We start from the raw sequence: 354 nt of genomic DNA on the forward strand, positions 1-354 counted from the left end.
CTGCAATTTTATTGCAGCACTTTTAGTTATATGAAAAATTAATACCTTTCAGATATGGAAATATCACTACGCAAAGGTTCTCATACAGTAAGTAGGTTAACGTTTGATATAGTTTGGGTTACAAAATATCGTTATCAGATATTGAAAGGAGATATACAGGTTCGTTGTCGAGAACTTCTGATGCAAATTTGCGATGCGGAGAACGTATCTATTTTAAAAGGAGTAGTTAGTTCAGATCATATTCATATGCATATAGAATATGCCCCTAAACAAAGTGTTAGCTATTTAGTAAAGCAACTAAAGGGTAGAAGTTCTCGTAAACTTCAACAAGAATTTAGAAAGTTAAGTGATCTT

1 protein-coding gene is annotated in these 354 nt (G+C 32.2%); it reads left to right on the top strand.

Translation table 11 applies throughout. From position 1 onward, the window contains the following. Positions 1-54: 54 nt before the first annotated feature. Positions 55-354 (top strand): IS200/IS605 family transposase (tnpA, locus tag Q1A46_RS20770; RefSeq protein WP_299683576.1); only part of this gene is annotated, 300 nt, incomplete at its 3' end.

The organism is uncultured Tenacibaculum sp., from assembly GCF_947502995.1.
Lineage (GTDB): Bacteria > Bacteroidota > Bacteroidia > Flavobacteriales > Flavobacteriaceae > Polaribacter.